Genomic DNA, 21,252 nt, shown 5'->3' on the forward strand with positions numbered 1-21,252 from the left:
ATTATCAATATAGTGATCCGGTATAAAAAAATAACCTTTCGGCAGATTTTATTAATAAATTTACTTCCGCAACCAAAGTAGTTTCCAATTTACTAATCAAGGAATTCATCCTGATTTCATTGATTCATTATATGAGGGGTTTCGGAATTCATGAGGATCTGCCAGGAGAGCAGGAGTTGCTCCATCGCGTAGCTGACGGTGACAGCATGGCGTTTGCCATATTGTTTAAAACGCACAAGGAAAATTTGTATACCACTGTTTTACAGGTAACCGGCAGTCGGGAGATGGCGGAAGATGTATTACAGGAAGTATTTATCAAGGTATGGATGCACCGGGAGCGATTGCCGGGTATTATTAATTTCGCCGGATGGCTGTACAAAGTAGCCGAATATGCCGGCTTTAAAGTGATCCGCAGTAACCGCCGTATTGCCGGTGGGCTGCAGGCTTTATCCAATGATCCGTTAACGCCGCCGGAGAAAGATCCCGTTGATATTTTTATTGAAAAAGAGTATGACCAGCTGTTGGAGGCTGCCATTGCGCAGTTACCGGAAAAACAACAGCTCACCTACCGGCTCATTAAGCAGCAGGGACTGAAAAGGAAAGAGGTGGCAGAACGATTGTCGGTGTCGCCTGAAACGGTTAAATGGAACCTCGATCAGGCCAACCAGTCCGTCCGTAAGTACTGCATGGCGCACCTGGGACTTACCCTGGCTTTCATGCTGCTGAACGGTTTGCAATAATTTTTTTCGTCCTTACCCCCCAATTGTTATTCCCGTGGCTCTTATATATATGATTCACAGGAAAGGCCGTAAAAATCATACTGTTTATCTGCCTGATGAAGCAGGGTTACTCGGGAGAATTGCCAACGGAGATACCGCTGCCTTTGCCACGGTATTTGCGCATTACAGGAAGCAACTGTATACAACCATTTATCACCTTACGGGAAGCCGGGAGTTGGCGGAAGATGTGTTGCAGGAAGTGTTTATGAAGGTGTGGTTGCACCGGGAACGGTTGCCGGTAATCACACATTTCGGCGGCTGGATATACCGGGTAACGGAACATGCGGGTTTTAAAGTGATCCGTGAGTTGCGCAGAACCGTCAGCAATCCGCAGTCACCACCGGAAACGGATAAAAAAGATCCGCTGGACCTCTACATCGAAAAAGAGCTGGATACCTTGCTGGACGAGGCTGTAGCACGACTGCCGGATAAACAGCAACAAACGTATAAGCTGATAAAAGAGGAAGGCCTAAAAAGAAATGAAGTGGCCGATCAGCTCCTGGTGTCACCGGAAACGGTGAAATGGAACCTGGACCAGGCGATGCGATCGATACGGCGGTTTTGCCTGGCAAAGCTTTCCCATTAAAAACATACACCTAAGAAAATGAATGATGGAACTACCAGATAATATAGCTGCTTTATATCACCGTTGTATACAGGGCGCCGCTACTGCAGAGGAGCAGGCTGCATTCCTGCAGTATCTGCAGGAACCAGGTCATGAAGATATCCTGCGGGAAGTACTGCGCCGTGGTTTGCGGGAACCCAAACCGCTGACAGATCTTCCGCCAGAGCGGGAAGAAGTGGTATGGCAGACTATTATGGCCTCCACCGGGGCAACGCCGGCTGTAACGCCGGTATACCGGATGGCCTGGTTCCGTATGGCAGCTGCGGCCTCTATAGCAGTATTGGTGGCCATAGGTGGCTATACTTATTACCGTTCGCATGAAAGCAGGCCGTTGGCCGTACAAACACCACTGGCGCCGGGTGGCAATAAAGCCATACTTACGCTGGGCAATGGTAAGGTGATCACACTGGATAGTATTGGAAACGGGCAAATTGCCGGTGAAAACGGGGTGGTTAAACAAAGCAACGGCAAACTCGCTTATGCAGCTGATCCTGCCGGAGCTGTTACCATGCACGTGCTTACCATACCGCGCGGCGGGCAATATCAGCTGGAGCTGTCTGATGGTACAGAGGTGTGGCTCAACAGTGCTTCTTATATCAGGTATCCCAACCGTTTTGGTGATAAAGAAAGGAGCGTGGAAATTTCGGGAGAAGCATACATCAGTGTGGCAAAGAACGCCACGAAACCTTTTATCGTTGTTTCCAAAGGGCAGCGCATTGAAGTATTGGGAACAGCATTTAACCTGATGGCCTATCCTGATGAAGCAGCCATAAAAACTACGTTGATAAACGGCGCCATCAAAGTGATCCAGCAGGGAACACAAAAGATACTAAAACCTGGTCAACAGGCCGCCGTAGCAAACAACACTCCCGGTATTACCATTACCACACCAGACCTGGAAGAAGTGCTGGCCTGGAAGGAAGGGAAGTTCCGGTTCTATAATACAGACATCGCCACCATTATGCGGCAGGTAGCCAGGTGGTATGATGTGGAGGTAATATACCAGGGGCAATTACCGGAAGAAGAATTTTACGGCGCCATTCCAAAAAGTGAAAATGCCCGGCAGATCCTGGATGTGCTGGAACTGACACGCAAAGTACATTTTGAAATAAAAGGGAAGCAGATCATTGTTATTCCCGGTCCGAGATAAATTTAAATCAACCAGTCATTGTGAATGAAAATAAATAAATAGGAATACATCAACCAAAAAGAAATCCGGATATGGGAGAACATTTTCCGGATAGCAGCAGGAATTAGACGTAAAACCAACATCGCTTTTCAGCATTACTTTAACATCCAAACCGGTACATAGATATGAACTCAATTGTACATGGCAGTCCCGTGCCTGATTGTATGCCACCTAAACTGACCAGATTTATAAAGGTGTGTTTCTTTGTTTTTACAGCAGCATTGCTTTTTAGCGCAAATACCTACGCACAAAAGATTACGATCACAGGACGGAATTTATCCCTGGAGAAGATCTTCAGGGAAGTAGAAAAACAAACAGGATATTCTTTTCTCGTCAGCAAAGAAACACTGAAGAAATCCAAACCTGTAAACCTGAACGTAAAAGATGCCTCCCTGAAGGATGTATTGGATCAATGTCTTTCAGAACAACATCTCACCTGGGAAATAAAAAATAAGGTGATTGTGATTACACCCGAACAACCTGCTGTAATGGCGCAACCGGTAATGGCCCAGCCGGAGCCTTCCAACGCGGGCAGGGTTTTCAGCGGACGTGTGGTAGATGAACGCAAAAGACCTGTTGTCGGCGCCACCATCCGCGCCGATGTATCTGCCGACCGGCTGCAGATGTCCTTTACAGATGAAAAAGGCGTCTTCATTTTATCTGAAGTAGAACTTCCGGTGGTGAAGGCCCAGATTACCAGTGTAAATATAGAACCATGGAGCGGCGAGCTGAACATGGATGAACAGCAACATACCATTGTCGTAAAAAGTAAAGTGTACCAGCTCTCCGATGTAAAGGTGATCGTTAATACCGGCTATCAGAAACTAGATAAAGAAAGGGCCACTGGCTCTTTTGGTAAACCGGATATGGAGATTGTTGCCAAACGCACCGGCAGCATGGATATCATGCAAAGGCTCGATGGACTGATCCCCGGATTAACCCTGGCAGTGGGTGCCGATTATGATGTGGATTCACGCAACTCCAATGGAAATGGCGTTACCACCCGGAGAAGTGTGATCAGGGGAAAAGGTACCGTTCAGCTGAACACAGATCCGCTGTATGTGATCAATGGCATGATCGTAAACGATTTCAGTACGCTGAACCCCGATGATATCGAGAATATCACGGTATTGAAAGACGCCGCTGCCGCCGCCATTTATGGCGCCAGGGCAGCCAATGGCGTAATAGTACTCACCACTAAGTCAGGAAAGAATAATCAACGGCTCACGGTTAGCTATAACGGCTTTATTAACTTCCAGGGTAAACCCAACTACAGTTATATCCCGGTGATGAACAGCCAGCAGTTCATTGCCACCGTAAAAGAACTATTCGACCCCATACAGTTTCCGTGGAACACCTTGTACGATCAGACCATTCCGCCGCACGACCAGCTGATGTATGATCATTACCGCGGACTGATTTCTGACGCGCAGTACAACAAAGGAATGGACAGCCTGGCGTCTATCAACAACCGGCAGCAGATCCTTGATCTGATGGTTCGCCCGGCGTTTACCACCAATCATACCGTTTCCGTGAGCGGTGGAAATAACGTGTATTCATTTTATGGATCATTGGGTTATACCATGTCGCAGGATAATATGCCGGGGAATAAAGACAATAGTTACAAAATAAACCTGACGCAAAATCTTCAGCCGAATAAAAATATCAGGATCTCTGTCAACGCCTCTCTCATCAACAGCGTACAAAGCGGAAAGAACCAGGTGGCAGCTAGTCCTAATGTGTTGCCCTACCTGCTGCCCAGGGATGCCTCCGGGAAAAACGTGGCAATGCCTTTTATGTCCGGCTGGTCAGATTCCCTACGGCTCGATTACCAGGCGCGCAGCAGGATCAATATGGATTATGTACCGCTCGATGAAACAGATTACGCGCATAGTGAAAGGAATACTATTTTCATTAATCTCACCGCTAACGCAAATATTAAGATCTGGAAAGGATTGAGTTTTGATGGTACCTATGGTTATGTAAAATCTCCGGGAACTAACAACTATTTTAATGATAACAGGGCGTTTTCTCAGCGGCAGCAGCTCCTGGGTTTTACCATAGCGCCTACTGTCAATTCCACGCCTAAATACCTGGTACCCACTACCGGCGGCACTTTCATAGAAGGTCACAACGATCAGCGCAACTGGACGGTGAGGAATCAGCTGGTATATACCGCAGAACCTGCACAAGGCCGGGATCACTTGATGGTACAGGTAGGACAGGAGGCACAGGAACAATTCAATTTTTCCACTACCAGTACTTTTTTAGGGTATGATGAGAAACTGGGTACCTACGGGATGGTAGACTATGCCACGCTGAGCCAGGGTGTAACAGGTGCGGTTAGCGGTTACGGCTACCTGCAGCGCCCATACTTCATTAACCAAACGCTCTCCCGTTTTACTTCAAAATTTGCACTGGCCAGTTATACTTTTAACGGGAAATATAGTGTAGATGGAAGCTGGCGGCAAGACCACAGTAATCTTTTTGGCAGCGATGTTTCTTCGCAGAATAAACCGATATGGAGCTTTGGCGCTAAGTGGCAACTGGCAAAGGAGCATTTTTTTAAACCCATTACATGGGTCGATAACCTCAGCATCAGAACCACCTATGGCATCACCGGTAATTCGCCCTACGTGGGGTCTGCATCAAGGAATGATATCCTGAATGCGATCCCGCAGGCTAATAGCGGTGGAATAGCCGGTGATGCATTAGGCATTCAAACTACTGCTAATAACAAACTTGCCTGGGAACATACTGAAACCATTAATATCGGTATAGATTATTCCCTGCTGAAAGGAAGGATCAGCGGAAGTATTGATATGTACCGCAAAACTACCTCCGACATGTTGGGCAGCGTTTTCCTGAATCCATTTACCGGGTATAGAAGTAGCCTGGGCAATATCGGCAAATATTCCAATAAAGGCATTGAATTGAATATTACTTCGCAGAATATCCAGGGAAATGGTTTGAACTGGTCCACCACATTTATATTCAGCTATAACAAAAATAAGCTGTTGGATTTTGAAACGTTATCCGCCTATGCCAATACCGGGGATTATAAAATACAATCGTTCTATTATATCGGTTATCCTGCCGGACCTGTTTTCGCTTACACCTGGGGCGGACTGGATAATATGGGCGACCCGCAGATAAAACTCAGCGATAAATCCATTATCAAAGACCCCTACTACCAAACAAAGAATGAGGATATCAAATATATGGGCACCACCATTCCCATTTTCAATGGTGGGTTCTCCAATACCTTCCGTTACAAAGGCATTTCACTGTCGGTGAACATGATTTATAACCTGGGCAATGTGATGCGCACCGAGACAAACGTCATCACCTCCGACCGGATAGGAGTATATGCGTCAGGATTTACGTCCGGAAATCTACCCAGCTATTTCCTGCACCGCTGGAAAAAGCCGGGAGATGAAGCCATTACCAATGTGCCTTCCTACGTAGCCAATCCATCTGAAGGCTATACCCGCCGCAACATGAACTATTATAACAGGGCCGATATCAATGTAGTGAGCGCCTCCTATATCAAGATCAGGGATCTTACGCTTAATTATGAACTGCCTGCTTCCTGGCTGAAACCTTTGAAAGTACAGCAACTGAGCGTATACGGGCAAGCCACCAATTTCATGGTGTGGAAAGCCAATGATTATGGTATTGATCCGGAATACCACGATATGCGGCAGGGGTACAGGTCCACGCCTCCTTTTCTGCATAGCTACAGCCTGGGCGTAAACCTTACTTTATAAGTGAACTAAAATGAACAGATCATGGTAAAGAAAATAATTTGTCCTTTCTTATATATAACGCTGCTCTTTTCTTTTGTTGCCTGCAAAAAGGATTTCCTGGAAGTAGTGCCACAGGGTAGCCAGGTAGCTACCACCACCGACGATTATGATAAGCTGATGAACAACCCCTGGTTTTATATGAATGACATTTCAGGGTGGCAGGAGGCCGTATCAATGGGCGATGAAACAGGTGCAGAAGCAGCTTTTCTGAACAGGGGTTCGGTATGGATGCCGCGGCTTTTTCAATGGGCCGACAGCATCTATAAGCCCGGCGATGAATTGTCGTACCCTTTCATGCTACGGGAAGGACTGGAAAAGATGTACCTGCTCAACAAGATCATCGGGGAAGTGATGGAATCTTCCGGTGGATCAGATGCGCAAAAGAAGCAACTCCTCGCCGAAGCAAAAGCTACCCGCGCCTGGATAAATTTCCAGTTTATCAATTTTTACGCAAAACCTTACGACGCAACTACTGCCGCTACAGATCCTGGCTTTCCGGTTATTGACAAAGCGGATATTACCGTGTCGGAGTTTAGCCGCGGCAACGTACAGGGTAGCTATGATTTTATTATTAAAGACCTTACGGAAGCACTGGCGGATGTACCTGTGCGCCCCAGCATTGTTACGCGAATGTCCAAACCCGCGGTGGCCGGGCTGTTAGGCAAAGTGTGTGTATTTATGGGGCGCTATGCGGATGCATTGCCATTGCTGAATAATGTGTTCACCGATATTGCAGCCAACGGCGCACCGGTGCTGTATAATTACAACGTGGAGTTTGCACCGGGGGGCGCATTCCTGCCCATCGATCCAACTTTCGGCCCGCAGGGGCCGGGCGTTAACCGCAATGATACCAGGGAAGCAATTCTTTCTAAAGTTTATTACAATGGTCCGTTCCGGGGGAATATGTTTGGCACCGACGGACTGGTACTGATGCCGGCTACCGCAGCCCTGTATGGGCCTCACGATCAGCGCCTGCTGTTGTATACCAACAGGGACCTGGATGGTAACTTAAACCCCGGAGGAAGGTTGCGCAAGTATGGTATTACCTGGTCGCGCTATGGCCTGCAATTGCCCGAACTGTACCTGCTACGGGCAGAATGCAGGGCCAGAACAAACGACCTGGGCGGTGCAGTTTCAGACCTGGAAACATTGAGAAGGAACCGCATGCCATCGGCTGATGCGCCGGTACCAGCTGCCATTGCAGGCAACCAGGTAGCGCTGATAAAATACATCATCGATGAGCGTATCCGTGAGTTTGCACAGGAGGGATATCGCTGGTTTGATATGCGCAGATTATCGGTAGATCCCATTTTCAGCGGTAAGCCGATCACGCATACCTTGTACAACACCAATGGAACAACTACGGTCATTACACTGAAGCAGCCCAACCGCCTGGTGATGAAAATACCGCCCTACTTTATACAGAATAACCCGGGCATGCCCGATAATCCATAATTCAATAAAAAACAGACCAACACGATATGACCAGCATTGTAAAGCTTGAGCACCTGTCTCATAAGTATAGCAGCTCATGGGCGATCCGTGATATCAATATAGAGATCAGCAAAACCGGTATCGTCGGACTGCTGGGTTCTAATGGTGCGGGCAAGTCCACCACCATGAACATCCTCTGCGGCGCCCTGAACCAAACAGAGGGGAATGTATATATCAACGGAATCAACATGCGCGAAGATCCGCAGCTCGCAAAAAGAGAAATCGGATTTTTGCCACAGAACCCGCCGCTGTACATGGATCTGACGGTAGATGAATACCTGGGTTATTGCGCCGGATTAAGACAGTTGCCAAAAGACAAAATGAAGCCAGCCATAAAAGAAGCCAAGGAACGTTGCGGCATCGACCATTTCAGCAGCCGGTTGATCCGCAATCTTTCCGGCGGCTACCGGCAGCGTGTAGGCATTGCACAAGCCATCGTTCACCGTCCCCGCCTGGTAGTGCTGGACGAGCCTACCAATGGCCTCGATCCCAACCAGATCACCGAAGTACGCTCACTGATCAAAGAAATTGCACAGGACCGGGCAGTTATCTTTTCTTCTCACATTCTCTCTGAAATACAATTGCTCTGCAAAGAAATCAAGATGATTGAAAACGGAAGGATCGTATTCTCTGATAGCATGGACGCATTCAACAACTATGTGGAACCACACAGTGTAATGATGCACCTGGAAAATCCGCCGGCTGCTGCCGAGCTGTTAAAAATAGATGGGGTTACCAAAGCGGATTTTCTTACAGAACGGCAAGTGCGCCTGTATTTCAACGGCAGCCAGGATATCACCGAAAAGCTGATCATTGCCAGTGTGCAGAACGGATGGCGGTTACGCGAAATCAATCTTGATAAAACAGCACTCGATGAGATCTTCAAACAATTATCCAGTCAATCATCTCAATAAAAATATTTAATGAAGACAATATTCAGAATTGCAAAAACAGAACTGCGGGTACTGTTCTATTCTCCCATTGCCTGGTTTTTACTGGTTGCCTTTTTTATTCAATGCGGTATCGCCTATTTCCTTCAGCTGAAAGGATACGCCGGCATGCAGGAAATGGGCGGCGAACAGTTACGGTATATGGATCATCTGACCCTAAAGATCTTTTCTTCAGATAGCAGCGTTTTCAGCAACGTGATGCAGAAACTGTATCTCTACATTCCCTTGCTTACAATGGGATTGATCAGCCGGGAAACCAGCAGTGGTACCATTAAACTGCTGTATTCTTCCCCGATAAAAGTACGGGACATTGTGCTGGGTAAGTACCTGGCCATGCTCATTTACAGCGTACTGATGGTAGCGGCCATGAGTGTTTTTATTGTTGCGGGTATGTGGCAGATCAAATCGATGGACAGCGGTATTATGATGTCCGCTGTACTGGGACTTTTCCTGTTGCTGTGTACCTATGCTGCCATCGGGTTATTTATGTCCAGTTTAACTACCTACCAGGTAGTGGCAGCGGTGTGTACTTTTGTGATGATCGGCATCCTCAGCTTTGTAGGCACCATGTGGCAAAGCATCGATTTTGTGCGGGATCTTACTTATTTCCTGTCCATTCAGGGACGTACGCAGAAAATGTTGTTTGGTTTAATCAGCAGTAAAGACGTATTATATTTCCTCGTCATCATCTTTATGTTTATCGGCTTCACCTACTTCAAGCTGAAATCTGGTATGGAATCCAGGCCATTTATGGTGAAAGCAATGAGATATGTGATCGTGGTGGTTATTGGCCTGGCTGTGGGGTATATCAGTTCCCGGCCTGCCTTTACAACCTATGCGGATACCACGGTTCACCAGGAACGAACCCTCACACCCAATGCCCAACGAATTATTAAAGAGCTGGGAGATGAACCACTGGAAGTGATCACTTATAACAATGCTTTGAGCAGATATTCTTGGCTGGGCGTACCCGAGCAACGTAACAGGCTGCTGGACAACTGGGATCTGTATACCCGTTTCAAGCCGGATATCAGTTTCCGGTTTGTACAGTACTATGCGGAACCGCTGGATAATCCGCAATTCCCGTTTTCTAAAATGTATCCCAACAAAACCGTTAAAGAGGCGGCGGAACAAACCATACGTGGGATGGGGATGAAGGTATCCGCGTTTAAAACACCCGAAGAGATCAAAAAAATAATTGACCTGGAGCCTGAATTGAACCGGTTTGTAATGCAGTTAAAGTACAAAGGCCGCTCTACTTTTCTGCGGGTATTTGATGATCAGATGGTATGGCCTGGTGAAACAGAAGTTTCCGCTGCCTTCAAACGTTTACTGCAGGCTAAATTGCCAAAGATCCTGTTTGTAACCGGTAACCTGGAAAGGGATATTCATAAAGTGGGCGCCAGGGAATATATGACCATCACCAATACTAAACCATTCCGGTATTCCCTCATTAACCAGGGCTTCGATTCAGACACCATCTCCCTCGATGCGCGCGATATCCCGGAAGGCATCACCGCCCTGGTACTGGCAGATCCGAAAACGGCTCTCAGCGCGGCTACGCTGGCCAAACTGGAACAGTATATCGATAAAGGAGGAAACCTGCTCATTGCCGGGGAACCAGGTAAGCAAACGGTGCTCAACCCTATCCTGCAAAAACTGGGGGTGCAAATGACGGATGGCGTGGTAGCCCAACCCAGCAAGGAGCTTACACCAGATATTGTATTGCCGCAGTTAACGCCGCTGGCGGCATCTTTATCAGCTGATGTAGCCAAAACAGTGAAAGACAGCCTGAAAGTGGCAATGCCGGGCGTTACCGGTCTTACCTACAGCGGTAGTTCCTTCACCATTGAGCCGTTGCTGGTTACCGATACCAAAAAGAGCTGGCTCAGGAAAGCCTCGCTGGTGCTGGATTCTGCACAGGTTGTATACGATGCGGCTGCCGGAGATGAGAGAAAAGCATTGCCGGTGATGATCAGCATGACCCGCAAAGTGAACGGTAAAGAACAACGTATCATTGTAGCCGGCGATGCCGATTTTATGAGCAACACCAACCTGAACAGGTTTGATGTGGAAACCGCTAACTTCCCTTTCATCACCGCATTATTCAGCTGGCTGGATTACAAAGAATTCCCGATTGATACGCACCGCCCGGAATCGGAAGATAACCGGGTAAAAGTATCGCTTGATGATGTGGACCTGCTGAAGATAGTATACCTCTGGGTAATGCCTGGAATCTTGATTGCCTTTGGCGCTATATTACTGATCAGACGTAAGCGGAAATAAAACTTTATGTTATTTACTACAGATAAACAAACACTGGAAGATCTTAACATCTTTGGCAAACATGGCGGAGATTCCATCTTCAATATCTTTAACCGCTGCATCACCAGGGGTGGTGCGGCGGTACTGGATGAGATGTTCCAGTACCCGCTGTCAGATGAGAAATTGATTAACCGTCGCAGTGGTATCATCCAGCATTTCGCGGCAAAAGAAACCATGTTCCCGTTTGAGAACACCCTCTTTGATGCGGCGGAACCTTATCTCGGTAATACGGATGAACGGACCAGGCTCACTACGGAAGATCATGCGGTTACCAAAAAACTCAGCAGTTTTATTGCACCGGATGCCGACGCTGTTCAGATCCGGAAAGGAGTGATCGCGCTTACCCGGCTGATAAAAGGACTGAACGATTTTATTCATTCACCGGCAGTAACCGGAATGCCTTATTATAACACGGAGAAAGCCGCTATAGATGCGCTGCTGACTGATCATGCACTGAACCCGGTGATCCTGCACGAAGGGAAAGACAAGCTGCCTGCTGCTACAATGGCTGCTTTTGACGGTGTTTTCCGTTTCCGCCACCGGGACATTATTTTGAAACTGCTGCGGCATATCTATTATCTCGATGTGTATATAGCGATAGCAAAGGTGGCAAAGGAAAGGGGATTTGTGTTCCCGGCAGCCCTGCCTCCAAGCCGGTTAACGGTGACGCTGGAAGGCGTATATCATCCGCAGGTGCCCAATGCCGTTGCCAATACCATAGGGATAACACCGGAAGGCAATGTTATTTTCCTGACAGGCGCTAATATGGCCGGCAAGTCTACTTTTATGAAATCATTGAGTATTGCGCTGTTCCTGGCGCATATGGGTTTCCCGGTGCCGGCCACCCGGATGGAATTTTCAGTGTTGGATGGCATCTATACTACTATAAACCTTCCGGATAATCTGGGAATGGGCGCCAGTCATTTCTATGCGGAGGTATTGCGTGTGAAAAAGATAGCGCATGAACTTAGTCAGGGTAAAAATCTGCTGATCGTTTTTGATGAAATGTTCCGTGGCACCAACGTAAAAAGACGCTTACGAAGCCACTATTGCCATTACCAAAGCCTTTGCTACCAAACGCAACAGCCTGTTCGTGATTTCCACTCATATCATTGAGGCGGGAGAGATATTAAAGCAAGCCTGCGACAATGTTCATTTTATTTACCTGCCTACACGAATGGATGGGAACAAACCCGTGTATACGTATAAGCTGGAAAATGGTATTACAGACGACCGCCATGGTATGATCATCATAAATAATGAGGGCATCCTCGATATGCTGCGGGCAGGTATCTCAACATGAATTAAAAGACAATAACATGAGCTTCATTGCTGATAAACAAACATTAGATGACCTGAACCTGCTGGGTAAATATAAATCACATTCCGTTTACAGTATTTTTAATAAAGTGCGCACCGCGGGCGGGGAACGGTTACTGGAATCCATGTTCCAGCATCCGCTCACCGCGCCGGAAGAAATCAACCACCGCAGCGGTACGTTCCGGTACTTCCAGGAAAAGCAGCTGGAATTTCCTTTTCAGAACGGCTCCTTCCGGGCAGCGGAAAACTACCTGGGCATGGAAACCGCCGGCAACAGTGTGTCAGCGATTATTATTACTGTGAGAAAGAAGATCTGGCAGTCGTTGTTGCGGGACGACCAGTTTGACATCCTGCACAACGGGCTGCTCGCCTGCATTGCCGCATTAAGCGCATTGAAAGAATTGTTGGGCCGTATGAATGATAACCAGCATCCTTTTCAAGAACAGGTAAAAATGTTGCTGGGTATTTTTTCCGGCCCCCGGTTAAAGTGGCTTGCAGCAGAAAAAGGCGTAACACAGCTGCCGCTGATGAAAGTGGCCCGGTACGATTTCCTGCTGCGTAACACCCTGCGAAAGGAAATGGACATCATCCTGGAAAATATTTACCTGCTGGACGTTTACATCGCGGTAAGCCAGGTGGCAAGGGAAAAGAATTTCTCCTATGCAACGGCGTTGCCGGCAGCGGATCATTTAATGCAGGTAGAAGGGCTCCGGCATCCGGGGCTGGACCATGGCGTGCCTAATACCGTGTCCCTTCACCGCGACCGGAACGTGATGTTCCTCACCGGCGCCAATATGGCCGGCAAGTCCACCCTGATGAAATCCTTTGGTATTGCGGTGTACCTGGCGCATATGGGATTCCCGGTTGCCGCCACTGCTATGAGGTTTGCGGTAAGGGATGGATTGTATACCTCTATCAACGTACCGGATAGTTTGAGTTTGGGGTACAGTCATTTTTATGCGGAGGTAATGCGTGTTAAAAATGTGGCAGCAGAAGTGAGCCAGAAAAAGAACCTGGTAGTCATCTTCGACGAATTGTTTAAAGGCACCAATGTAAAAGATGCGTACGATGCCACCCTGGCGGTAACAGAAGCCTTTTCGCAATACGGGAATTCTTTCTTTATTATCTCCACTCATATTATTGAGGTAGGGGAAACCTTAAAACAGCGATGTGATAACCTGCAGTTTGCTTACCTGCCAACCGTGATGGAAGGAACTGTTCCCAGGTATACCTACCAGCTGGAAGCCGGTATTACTACTGATCGTCATGGTATGATGATCATAGAAAATGAAGGGATCCTGGAAATTATTATGTCTTAATAAAATAAATATCACTCATTGCGTAGGCTTCATCTTATTATAAATATCGTTGTAAGTATCAAAGTTCCGGAATACCTGGCTGGTAGGTAAATTTAATTGCTGCGCGATCGTGGAAATGCTATCCGCTCTTGTCAGCAGCTTGATGGCTTCCTTTATCTGGTTGGTGGCAATGAGGCGGGTAACGGCCTGGATCAGCCGTTCCTGGTAGGTATTCCCTTTAACATTAATGATGTAAGGATGGGTAATAAAGCTTCTCGTAAGCTCGTCCAAACGGTTCATGAAGCCGGTGAGGTTGCTGTAAGGTGCATCTATCTGCGAAAAATTATTCCAGTAAAGATCATATTTAACGTAATCGATCACCATATCCACCAGTAGTTCCTGCTCAAAATTAATCCCGCCATTATTTTCATTAACGGCAAACCGGGTCATCACGGCGGAAAGTACCGGCAAAAGATTATTTAGTTCAAAGAGCTGTTTGTTGCCCGTCAGCAGTTCAAGATCCGGGAGTAGCAGAAATGCGCAATCTGTAAAGTCCGTACTTTCCCCGGTAGCCAGTATTTGCAGGGCGCGGACCAGTGATACCAGGAAAGGATGCTCCCGGATGAGAAGGTGATCGCTGTCGGTGAGTTGCTGGAAATTTTTATAGTCTTTGAAAGCATACATGATTTTGTCCAGCACCAGGTATTCTTCTGCATCCCTGCTGAATGATTGTTTATTGGAATAGAAGAAGAAGCAATTCTCCATATCCGCTTTATTGTGATAGCGGATAAAGAACTGCGTTTGATAATGATCATATATGTAAAATGGAAAGATCCTGGGATCTTCCGTACCATTGGCTTTCAGGAAGTACAGTCCATTCTCCAGTTTGCCGGAAAAGATGAACCAGCCTTCTTCATTATTGAAGCGGGTGTTATCGGCGTTGAATTCAATCAGTGTATCATTGGTGCTGCTGAGGATGGAGTAGCTGGTAAGCAGGTTAACAGGAACCAGTTCGGGGAAAGTGTTTTTATCGTATTTGGCGCCAAAGAACAGGAAGCTGGGCCGGTGCGGCGTATCCGGGTTGGTGGATTGCAGGCTGGATGCTTCGAGGTTTTTGCATAAGTAATCATGCGTGGCTTTAAAAGATAAGATGGGCGCAACGGAGGGATAGTCAAAGTCGAAGTGAAATGTTTTATCGGCATCTACAATGAGGAGATATTCCTGGTAGTAGTCGATGAGGTTCACTTTCAGGCGGTAAATGCCTTTGTCCACAAACATATCCAGTTCAGCAGTATACCCGGCGTAAATGATCTGCAGATCCCCGTTTACGAGTATGAGGTGCAATCCCTCCACAGGTTGATTGAAAGCTACGGTAATATGGAATTTTACATCAGAATTGTTCATAACCCACAGTGTTTTCAGAAAAGTTGATGATCGTTTTTTGTTCACCACTTACATTGTCCAGTAAAACATAATTTCCTTTTTCCAGTTTGTAGTGCCATTTCTCGCCGGTAACTACATCGGCTGTACGCAGTTTGTCGGCGTTTTTATTATAGAGGGTTACATTGGAATTGCGGTTGAAGGTTATCTCGAAGTTGTAGGCTTCTTCCAGTTTTTTTACTTCGCAGATCACGATGTTATCGCCGCCATTGTCGGTGGAGGCGCTGCCGTTCTGGATTTTGTTATATTTCAGGGCATACGTTGGGAAATTGGTTTCTATATGCTGTTTCAGGTCCAGCGCGGTAATTTTGCCACTGTTGTTGATATCGGCATCTCCTTTCAGGCTTTCGATGAGAAAAGAGGTAAAGGCGCCCCTTTTCTGGTTGGAGTCGATAGACACTTCATAGCTTAGTTTCCCATAGATGGTAGAATTGCAAACCAGTACCCTGGGTACCCGTTCGCCCACTTTATTCTGCCAGTCGCCGATAGGAGGCAAACCTTTTATCATGGTGTCGTTTTCCCGGCAGCAGTCGAGGAACAACAGCACTTCATCAAAGATTCCCTTGTTGATTAGCCCGGTGAGGTAATCCAGGCTGGAGATACAGTGATTAATCATTTTGGGCCAGAACCGCATGCACAGTGCGGTGTTGTTAAAGGTATTGCCGATGCCGTGACCAGAAAAATAGAAATAGATGCGATTGGTTTCGTTCCTGTGTGCTTTCGCATTTTCTGTGATCGCTTCTATGGCACTATCAATTTCATAGCCAATGACAATCTGGTTGCTGGCATCGGATTTCAGTAGTTTGATATTATCGGGGTTAGAAACAAGTTGCATGTCGGTCAGGAATTTTGCAAATGCCTCTGCATCGGCTACCGCCCCGGAGAGTGCCCTTTTATCATAATGGTCAATACCTATTATAATTGCATATTCCATGGTTTATATGCTTTTTAGAATAGCGGTTAAAGTGAGTGTGTCGTTATCAAAATCGCCGTGTTTAAGAGAGCTGCATCGCAGGCTTTCGTCTGCATTTTCGAGATCGGTGGAGAGGATCAGTTTATTATTGCCGATATATTGATTCAGTTTTTTCAGTTCATCGAAGTCTTCATAACGGCCGGTTGCTTTCAGTTGTTCATGCAGCCCCATGATTTTTGCATCCACTTCTTCTTCAAACAGGCCAGACACCATGTATAGCAGGGAGTGGGTGTAAGCGAAAGGAATGCAATGATCCTTTTTTTCGTTGCTTTCATCCATGGTAAACATCTTAAAATGTTTAAACACGCCTTTTTCCTGCGCGGGGCTTCCTTTCTGCAGGAAGAAGTCTGTTCTGCAGGCAGGGGCCAGGAAGAAGACGTTATTATAGGTTACGGCATTGAAATGATTGGCAGTGGCTTCCAGTAAATTGCATACGGCAATAGCGCCGGCACTGTGGCCTATGAGTTCTATATCCAGCTTTTTCCCGGCGGCCTTTCTTTTTTGCAGGTGCGTATCCAGCAAGGAGAGGAAGTGCGTACCGGCGTGCAGGTTGTTGCCGGTTACCCCGCTGTTGCTGTTGAACATATTGCCGGATTTATCTTTGATTTGTTTCCAGCCCCATCCGCCGATTTTATCGAGGTACAATTTCCTGAAGGCTTCTTCCATGATGGTGGGGTAGAAGTCGTGGTGCGTTTTTTTGAAGTAGCGTTTTAACACGGCAAAGGCTATCTGCGCTACCACTTTGGCCACAAACAGCATTCCGCCCCTGGCCACTTCATCGCCTTCGGCCTTTTCATATTTGAGTTCTTCCGATCCTTCGGCACTGACCAGCCCCTTGGCTTCTGTTTCCAGTTTGGCGTAGTAGGTGCTGTAGTTTTCGTCCTCCTCATCTATTTCAAGCGGGGTGCCGCCGCGGGCGTCCAGGGATCTGTCGAGGTCTTCAAAAGGGGCGATCTTTTGTTTTTCTACGGCAATAGTTTCATCGCTAAGGTAGGTGCCCCCGCCTTTGGCATCATCCAGACCGAGTTTCTTGGCAACCAGTTTGGTGACGAATTTCACGATTTCATCGAACACGCCTTTCCCGGTAAGTTCCTTCAGGTTTTTGAGGTTTTGCATCACTACCTCAGCAGGACCGGTTTCCCATACAAAGGCCACGGTGTGCCTTTTTGCAGCCGCGTCGGCGAAGTGTTCTTTCATGACAGCAGCGGCTTTCAGCCCGCTTTTTTCGCTGACTAATCCCCCGTGAAAATAGATCAGCAGTTTTTCGATATCTTTTTCTTCGAGGAAGCTAAAGATCTGTTCTACATCAGCCGGGGTAGTGGAGAGGTGACCTGAATCGGCAAAGGTGCCATCAGCGCCTACGTTTACAAAGAAGATTTTTTCAAGTGCTTCCATGATCTTTTTTTGGGGTTGATTTGAATACACGGAGAGCCCCGTCTTTAATTGAGGTTATTGGGGTACTGATTTGGAGTTACTCGTCTTTTGGGGCTTCTTTTCCTGATATCTAATATCGGTCATTTTTACAGAAATTCAAATTTATTGTACCGGGAAATGCCTGTGGCGGTTAATAGCAGTCCCTGGGTGGGCGGCTTCAGGCACCGGTGCATTAAGGCAGCCGGGCTACCAGTCTTTCCGGCATATACTTCAGCACCTGGTAAATAATTTTCCATTTGGCGCCCGGCACAATGGCAAAACGGTTACCGGCATGCACGATAGTTTTTGCAATAAAAGAAGGCTCCATCAGTAAATATTCGGGAAGGTTAAGTCCTGCTGTCATTTTACTGCGGATGTACCCTGCTATAATTACATTAACAATAATTTTCCTGGAGAACAGGTATTGCCGCAGTCCTGCAAGATATTGTGTGAAGGCAGCCTTGGTGCTGCCGTATACAAAGTTGCTCTTGCGCCCGCGTACGCCGGATAGCGACGATAGCCCGATAATCCTTTCCAGGTGATCGTTTTCGGGATCCGAAATAATGAGATTAAGAATAGACAGGGCGCCGGCATAATGCACGTTGATCATCCGGTAACTGCCTTCCCAATCCACCAGCGCCTGTTCATTGGTAACCTGGAAGCCTGCGGCATATACCACGATGTTGGGTTTAGCCGGCAGACTGGCATAGAACCCGGCGTGATCGTTAAAAGCGGTGGCGTCAAAGTAACAGATGGTCAGTTGCTCAGCGGCTGCCTTCCTGGCTTTCATAAACGATGCGATGTCGGCGGTGCTGCGTGAAGCGGCTATAACATGATAGCCTTTTTCCAGGTATAATAATATCGCTTCTTTGGCCACATCGGAATTTGCGCCAAGAACAAGGACCGTTTTGATAGCAGGAAGAGTCATAGATCATAAAAATAGTCATTGTCGGGAGATTCGTTGCAGGCGTTTGTTAAATCCGGTTATTTACTGTAATCTTATACGGTAATAAAGTAACCCGATGACAGTACCTAGAATTAACAGGTGGATCTCCTGCCTGTGTTGTTTAATTTTTGCAGCAGTGGCCACTGCTCAAACTCCCGCCAAAAATAATAAACTTGAAAAGATAGACGCCGCGCTGACGGATATCCTGCAGGATGCGCAGGGCGCCGGCTTTGCCGTGGCTGTGGTGGAAAAAGATAAGGTGATATTTTCAAAAGGCTTTGGTTACCGGGATATGACCCGAAAATTACCAGTGACAGAACATACCCGTTTTGCCATCGGCTCCTGTACCAAAGCATTTACCAGCACTTTGCTGGGCGATTTGCGGAAAGAGGGAAAGGTTGATTTTGATAAACCGGCTACCACTTACCTGCCTGCACTGGATTTTTCGGATAGCTATCTCAATACCCAGGTTACTTTACGTGATATGATGTGCCACCGTACCGGCTTTTCGCGCTACGACCTTGCATGGTATCTTTTTGAAACGGATTCGCGTGACTCGCTGCTGAAACGCATCCATTATATGAAGCCCAATGCGCCTTTGCGCGCCCGCTGGCAATACAACAACTTTATGTTTATGGTACAGGGAATGGTGGTAGAGCGGTTAACGGGGCAATCGTGGGAACAAAACATTGCCAGCCGGGTTTTTCAACCGCTGGGCATGAGTGAATCTTCTATCGGCACTATTGCCCTCGCCGCTGCAGAAGAGCGCTCACACGGATATGAGTTCAGCAGGGAGAAAGGCATTAATGAAATGAAGTATCACCCGATAGTAGCAATGGGCCCCGCCGGAGCTATCAACAGCACGGTAACGGATATGTCGAAGTGGCTGATCACCTGGATCCATGGCGGGAAGTATAACGGGAAGGAAATCATCCCGGCAGACTATGTGAAAGAAGCCATTTCTTCCCAGATGGTCATTCCTGGCGGAGAACCGGATACAAAAACACCGTATATCCAGTTTGCCAATTACGGACTTGGGTGGATGCTGCTTTCTTATCGTGGTCATTACCGCGTGGAACACGGCGGGAATATAGATGGCTTCACGGCATTGACTACCTTTTACCCAACAGATAGTATTGGCATCGTGGTGCTGAGCAATCAGAATAATTCCGCTATTCCCACTAAGGTGACCAACCTGATCACCGACCGGTTGCTGGGCATTGCAGCCGCGACCAGTCCTAAAGCTAAACCCGGCAAAAAGGAGGAAGACCCCGCGCCTCACCGGGATTCTGCCTCCAGGCCGCATCCTCCTACACACCCGGTAGCGGCATTCGCGGGAGTGTTTAAGAATGATGCTTATGGTAACTTTGATATTGCTGTAAAGAGAGATTCCCTGTTTGCCACATTCCCCGATGTGACCTGGTACCTCAACCAGGAAGACTATAATATTTTCTCTCCTTACGATGCTGCAGATACGGCGATTGACGTAAAGTACAAGTCGAACATGAGAGTACAATTCCTGATGAATAACAGCGGGGATATCGATCGGCTGAGTTTTGCCTATGACCCGTCCGGCGACCCGGTTATATTTGAGCGCGTACCGCAACAGGTGGTATTATCCGCAGCCTCGCTGGCGCCGTTTGTGGGCGCTTATAAAATGGCCTCCATGCCGATCCAGATCAAACTGTCGGATAAGCAGGTACTTACCATGGTAGTGCCTGGGCAACCGGTGTATACGCTGGAAGCAATCGACAGCAGTACCTTCCGTATTCAGGGGCTGAAAGAGTACAAGGTGAAGTTTATCAGGGATGATAAAGACAAGGTGGTGGCGTTAACATCCATCCAGCCTAATGGCTCCTTCCGGGCGGAGAAGGAATAATGCGCTTTAAAACTTATGTTTGCTCACGGAGTGTTTATAACACGCCGGATTACCTATATTTTTGATAAAAAACAGATCTCTTACCGTATGAAAAGAATTTTCACCCTGCTGCTGTTAGTGGCAGCTATGACCACAACAACCCAATTAAAAGCACAAGACCTGGTAAAAGGAAAGCTTGATTTCCTGAAGGATGTTACAGAATTGGGCGTATCCTTCGACTACAATAAAGTAACCGTAGGAACAGAAGGAAAAGAAGCGAACTATCTCAAAAGAAAAAAAGCGGAAAAGGATGCTAAAGAGCCTGGAACCGGCGACAAGTGGGAGGAGAGCTGGTTTGCCGACAGGAAAAAACATTATGAACCCGAGTTCTCAGAGCTTTTTACCAAGTATTCCGATATTAAACTTACCGAGGATTCCGCCAGTAAATATTTAATGGTGGTGCGGACAAAATTTATTGAGGTGGGCTATAACGTGGCTGTTTCTTCGCAGAGGGCGGCGGTGAACCTGGAGGTTGAAATATACGACCGGGCCAACCTGAAAAAATCTATCTGTAAAATTATGATGAATGATATGAAAGGTGGAAAGGGACAGTTCGCTACCGGTATGCGGATTGGTGATGCATATGCCAAAGCGGGAAAAGAACTGGGACGGATGGTGAGTAAAAAAGTAAAATAATAACTGATATCTCAAAACAGAAAAAACCGGTGCAGTTCTGTATTACTGCACCGGTCTGGGGAACATTGTATTTATTGAATGGGGCCGGGTTACCAACAATGACGTTAAGACACACTTGTTAAAAACTAATATTGGGG

16 protein-coding genes are annotated in these 21,252 nt (G+C 47.1%); 12 read left to right on the plus strand and 4 right to left on the minus strand.

What is annotated here, in order from left to right:
* Nucleotides 1–131 precede the first annotated feature (131 nt).
* The 10 genes from QFZ51_RS12905 (at nucleotide 132) to QFZ51_RS12950 (ending at nucleotide 13,810) form a co-directional block, all read left to right on the plus strand.
* Entirely contained in the window at nucleotides 132–740 is a 609-nt protein-coding gene (locus QFZ51_RS12905; RefSeq protein ID WP_429046343.1) for an RNA polymerase sigma factor, read from the plus strand.
* Nucleotides 741–789: 49 nt separating this feature from the next.
* Nucleotides 790–1,365, plus strand: coding sequence for an RNA polymerase sigma factor (locus QFZ51_RS12910; RefSeq protein WP_370911694.1), 576 nt, complete (start codon nucleotides 790–792; stop codon nucleotides 1,363–1,365).
* A 22-nt stretch (nucleotides 1,366–1,387) separates the two neighbouring features.
* Nucleotides 1,388–2,554 carry a FecR domain-containing protein gene (locus QFZ51_RS12915; protein ID WP_429046344.1) on the plus strand — a complete coding sequence of 389 codons (1,167 nt, stop codon included), beginning with the start codon at nucleotides 1,388–1,390 and terminating at the stop codon, nucleotides 2,552–2,554.
* Between the two features lie 164 nt (nucleotides 2,555–2,718).
* Nucleotides 2,719–6,363: a SusC/RagA family TonB-linked outer membrane protein gene (locus QFZ51_RS12920; RefSeq protein ID WP_429046345.1), complete on the plus strand. Its 3,645-nt coding sequence runs from the start codon at nucleotides 2,719–2,721 to the stop codon at nucleotides 6,361–6,363.
* A gap of 21 nt (nucleotides 6,364–6,384) precedes the next feature.
* Nucleotides 6,385–7,857, plus strand: a complete 1,473-nt coding sequence (locus QFZ51_RS12925; RefSeq protein WP_429046346.1) for a RagB/SusD family nutrient uptake outer membrane protein — start codon at nucleotides 6,385–6,387, stop codon at nucleotides 7,855–7,857.
* Between the two features lie 26 nt (nucleotides 7,858–7,883).
* Complete coding sequence (locus QFZ51_RS12930) at nucleotides 7,884–8,810, plus strand: ABC transporter ATP-binding protein (protein ID WP_429046347.1); 927 nt, start codon at nucleotides 7,884–7,886, stop codon at nucleotides 8,808–8,810.
* Nucleotides 8,811–8,819: 9 nt separating this feature from the next.
* On the plus strand, nucleotides 8,820–11,132 hold the full coding sequence (locus tag QFZ51_RS12935; protein WP_429046349.1) for a Gldg family protein: 2,313 nt from the start codon (nucleotides 8,820–8,822) through the stop codon (nucleotides 11,130–11,132).
* Between the two features lie 6 nt (nucleotides 11,133–11,138).
* Entirely contained in the window at nucleotides 11,139–12,287 is a 1,149-nt protein-coding gene (locus QFZ51_RS12940) for a MutS-related protein (protein WP_429046350.1), read from the plus strand.
* Complete coding sequence (locus QFZ51_RS12945; RefSeq protein ID WP_429046351.1) at nucleotides 12,265–12,474, plus strand: hypothetical protein; 210 nt, start codon at nucleotides 12,265–12,267, stop codon at nucleotides 12,472–12,474. Before QFZ51_RS12940 ends, QFZ51_RS12945 begins: the two co-directional genes overlap by 23 nt.
* A 16-nt stretch (nucleotides 12,475–12,490) precedes the next feature.
* Nucleotides 12,491–13,810, plus strand: coding sequence for a MutS-related protein (locus QFZ51_RS12950; protein WP_429046352.1), 1,320 nt, complete (start codon nucleotides 12,491–12,493; stop codon nucleotides 13,808–13,810).
* 15 nt (nucleotides 13,811–13,825) lie between these two features.
* Here QFZ51_RS12950 and QFZ51_RS12955 read toward each other — a convergent pair whose 3' ends face one another.
* The 4 genes from QFZ51_RS12955 to QFZ51_RS12970 form a co-directional block, all read right to left on the minus strand.
* Nucleotides 13,826–15,193 (minus strand): hypothetical protein, encoded by a 1,368-nt coding sequence (locus QFZ51_RS12955; protein ID WP_429046353.1) that lies wholly within the window; start codon nucleotides 15,191–15,193, stop codon nucleotides 13,826–13,828.
* Nucleotides 15,180–16,163: a caspase family protein gene (locus QFZ51_RS12960; RefSeq protein ID WP_370911703.1), complete on the minus strand. Its 984-nt coding sequence runs from the start codon at nucleotides 16,161–16,163 to the stop codon at nucleotides 15,180–15,182. Before QFZ51_RS12960 ends, QFZ51_RS12955 begins: the two co-directional genes overlap by 14 nt.
* A 3-nt stretch (nucleotides 16,164–16,166) precedes the next feature.
* Entirely contained in the window at nucleotides 16,167–17,597 is a 1,431-nt protein-coding gene (locus QFZ51_RS12965) for a hypothetical protein (RefSeq protein WP_429046354.1), read from the minus strand.
* A gap of 211 nt (nucleotides 17,598–17,808) precedes the next feature.
* Nucleotides 17,809–18,543 carry an SDR family NAD(P)-dependent oxidoreductase gene (locus QFZ51_RS12970; protein ID WP_429046356.1) on the minus strand — a complete coding sequence of 245 codons (735 nt, stop codon included), beginning with the start codon at nucleotides 18,541–18,543 and terminating at the stop codon, nucleotides 17,809–17,811.
* 94 nt (nucleotides 18,544–18,637) lie between these two features.
* On the opposite strand from QFZ51_RS12970, the gene QFZ51_RS12975 reads away from it, so the two are divergent.
* Nucleotides 18,638–20,440, plus strand: a complete 1,803-nt coding sequence (locus QFZ51_RS12975; protein ID WP_429046357.1) for a serine hydrolase — start codon at nucleotides 18,638–18,640, stop codon at nucleotides 20,438–20,440.
* A gap of 87 nt (nucleotides 20,441–20,527) precedes the next feature.
* Nucleotides 20,528–21,115: a hypothetical protein gene (locus tag QFZ51_RS12980; RefSeq protein ID WP_429046358.1), complete on the plus strand. Its 588-nt coding sequence runs from the start codon at nucleotides 20,528–20,530 to the stop codon at nucleotides 21,113–21,115.
* Nucleotides 21,116–21,252: the final 137 nt, after the last annotated feature.

The sequence above is a fragment of the Chitinophaga sp. W3I9 genome (assembly GCF_050434025.1).
In the GTDB taxonomy this organism is placed as follows: Bacteria; Bacteroidota; Bacteroidia; order Chitinophagales; family Chitinophagaceae; genus Chitinophaga.